Origin of the sequence: Nocardia tenerifensis NBRC 101015 (assembly GCF_000308715.1) — a bacterium.
Classification (GTDB): Bacteria; Actinomycetota; Actinomycetes; order Mycobacteriales; family Mycobacteriaceae; genus Nocardia; species Nocardia tenerifensis.
The window spans coordinates 1-2947 of sequence record NZ_BAGH01000347.1 but is presented as its reverse complement, the minus strand read 5'-3'; the positions used below and the strand labels follow the sequence as shown (position 1 = coordinate 2947).

The 2947-nt window shown below is 69.3% G+C and carries 3 protein-coding genes; 1 reads left to right on the top strand and 2 read right to left on the bottom strand.

The window, feature by feature from the left end; all coding sequences use genetic code 11:
• On the bottom strand, positions 1-425 hold a 425-nt coding region (locus ON39_RS27080), incomplete at its 3' end, for a DUF6542 domain-containing protein (RefSeq protein WP_373283744.1).
• A 58-nt stretch (positions 426-483) separates the two neighbouring features.
• Positions 484-1641 (bottom strand): DNA recombination protein RmuC, encoded by a 1158-nt coding sequence (locus ON39_RS27075; RefSeq protein WP_040738648.1) that lies wholly within the window; start codon positions 1639-1641, stop codon positions 484-486.
• A 268-nt stretch (positions 1642-1909) separates the two neighbouring features.
• Here ON39_RS27075 and ON39_RS27070 point away from each other — a divergent pair.
• A partial coding sequence (locus ON39_RS27070) for an exonuclease SbcCD subunit D (protein WP_040738646.1) occupies positions 1910-2947 on the top strand: 1038 nt, incomplete at its 3' end.

Genomic DNA, 2947 nt, shown 5'->3' with positions numbered 1-2947 from the left:
AGCATGATGCGCGCCCCGCCGATCAGCAGGACGAGCGCGGTGGCCAGGAACATGGTGGGGAAGCGTTCGACCAGCGGCACGGCCAGTTTGAGCAGCACCTCGGTGATGGAGGTCATCGCCACGCCGGTCAGCTGCTTGTAGGCCAGCGGAACCGCGACGAACAGCAGCAGCGGCGGCAGCACCATGGCGGTGAACAGGCCGCGATAGCGGACGGTCAGTACGGCTGCGACACAACCGACGATGTACAGCGCGGCGAAGGTACCGGTCAAATCGGTACTGTCGCCGTTCGCGTCGATCAAGAAACCCAGAAACGTGCAGGCGACCGCGATCAGGACCGCCGCGCCCACCGGGAGACCCGGGACCGTCGGCAGTATCGAGCGATGCGGCGCGGGCACCCGGGTTCGCACACGTTGGGAAGCAGCCACAGGATGAACACTAACCTTCGCCGCCCTCGACGGCGTTATGGCACGGCGGTTGTCCCGGCTAATCGTCGGCGTCGGCGAAGCCCACCGCGCGCGGCCACGAATCCACCCGCTGGATTGCTGGCACCTCCTGTTCCGCTATTTCGAGGTCGTGCAGTTTGCGCGCGGTGACCATGACCCGCGACTCCACCGAGGCGACGGTGTAGTTGAAAGCGTCGACGGCCTTGCCGAGTTGCGCGCCGAGCCGGTCCAGATGCCGGCCGGTCATGCCGAGCCGGGCATACAACTCCCGACCCAGTTGCTGAATGGTTGCCATATCGCGGGACAGCGCCTCCTGCCGCCATCCGAACGCGACCGTACGCAGCAGCGCGATCAACGTGGTCGGCGTCGCGAGGATCACGTTGCGCCCGAACGCGTACTCCAACAGCCCGGAGTCCGTGGTCAGCGCGGCGTCGAGGAACGGATCGCCCGGCACGAACAGCACCACGAACTCCGGCGCCGGATCGAACGCGGCCCAGTACGCCTTGTCGGCCAGCTGGTCGATGTGCCCCCGCAGGTGTTTCGCGTGCCTCGTCAGGTGCTCGGCGCGCAGGTCGGGATCGTCGACCATGCTGGCGTCGAGGTAGGCGCTGAACGGCACCTTGGCGTCGACCACGATGTGCCTGCCGCCCGCGAGGTTCACCACCAGGTCGGGGCGGACGCTGCCGCTCCGGTCGCCCGCGCCGTCGCCGCGGGCCGCGCGGGTGACCTGGGTGTCGAAGTCGACGTGCCGCGTCATCCCCGCCAACTCGACCACGCGCTCCAATTGGATCTCGCCCCAGCGCCCGCGGATCTGCGGCGCGCGCAGCGCGGCGACCAGCTGACTGGTCTGGCTGGTGAGCTGCAGCGAGGTGCGCTGCATGCCCGCGACCTGTTCGCGCAGGCTCGAATACGCGTTGATCCGATGGTGTTCGACCTGTTGAATGTGCTGGTTCAGCGCGCCGACCGCCTCGCGCAGCGGGTCGACCATGGCGCCGATCGCGTGCGAATGTCTGCGCGCCGCATCCTCGTTCGCCGCGGTGAGCGACTGGCGCAGGAGCCGCTCGTTGTCGGTGGCCGCCGCCAGTCTCGCCTCCGCCGCCGTCGCCCGATGCCCGGCGCGCGCGGCGTGGCCGAGCCAGCCGAGCCCTACCCCGGCGGCGAACACCAGCATCAGTGCGAGGAGCATCGGTGCGGTCATAGCGCCGATAGTGCCGCACGCCACCGACAAGAAGCGTTGGCGGGCAATTACACAGCGCCGTGTCGGCAAATCTACACAGCGCCGTGTCGGCAAATCGACACCGGACGGGTCGGCGAATCCCCTCGGCGGAGAAGGCGAATCGCAGTCAAGCCGTGCATACACGAGGCGTCGCGAAATCACCGATGACACGCCGAGCCATACCGCCGCAATCCGACACGACGCCCTCGGCGATTGAATTGTGTCGGTGCGGTGCCCTACGGTTTCGCGGATGCGGATGCTGCACACCTCGGACTGGCACATCGGGCGCACGTTCCACGGGGTCGATCTGCTGGCCGACCAGGCTCGTGCGCTCACCGCCGTCGCGGAGCTGGTGGCCGAGGAGTCGGTCGACGTGGTGGTGGTGCCCGGCGACGTGTACGACCGGTCCATCCCCAGCGCCGACGCGATCGCGGTGTGCAACCGGGGATTCGAGGCCATCCGCGCCGCGGGCGCCCGCATCGTCGCCACCTCGGGGAACCATGATTCTCCCGCGCGACTAGGCGCGGGCGCGAGCTTCGCGGCGGCAGGCGGGCTCCATCTGCGCACCACCGTCGCCGACGCCGACCGGCCGATCCTGCTCGACGACGAGCACGGTCAGGTGGCGTTCTACGGCATCCCGTACCTGGAGCCGGACCTCACGCGCGCGGAACTCGGTGTGCCGCAGGCGCGTTCGCACGCCGAGATCCTCGACGCCGCGATGGCCCGCATCCGCGCGGACATCGCGCGACGCGACGGCGCGCGCACGGTGGTGCTCGCCCACGCCTTCGTGGTCGGCGGTGAGGCGACCGGTTCGGAGCGCTCGATCTCGGTGGGCGGCGTGGAGACGGTGCCGATGTCGGCCTTCGACGGCATCGACTACGTGGCCCTCGGCCATCTGCATTCCCCGCAGACGCTGTCGGAGTCGGTGCGCTATTGCGGGTCGCCGCTGCCGTATTCGTTCGCGGAGAGCTCGCATCGCAAGGCCGTCTGGCTGGTCGAGCTGGACGCCGCCGGGTTGCGTTCGGTCGAGCGCCGCGATCTGCCCATGGTCCGCGGGCTGAGCAAGCTCACCGGAACACTCGACGAGCTGCTCACCGACGCGAGCCACGCGCCGGCCGAGGAGCACTACGTCTCGGCGGTGCTCACCGACTCGGCCCGACCCGTCGACGCCATGCGCAAGCTGCGCGAACGATTCCCGCACGCGGTGCACGTGGAGTGGGTGCGGCCGGAGGGCAACCCGGAGTTGCGCTACCGTGAGCGAGTGCACGGCCGCCGCGACACCGAAGTA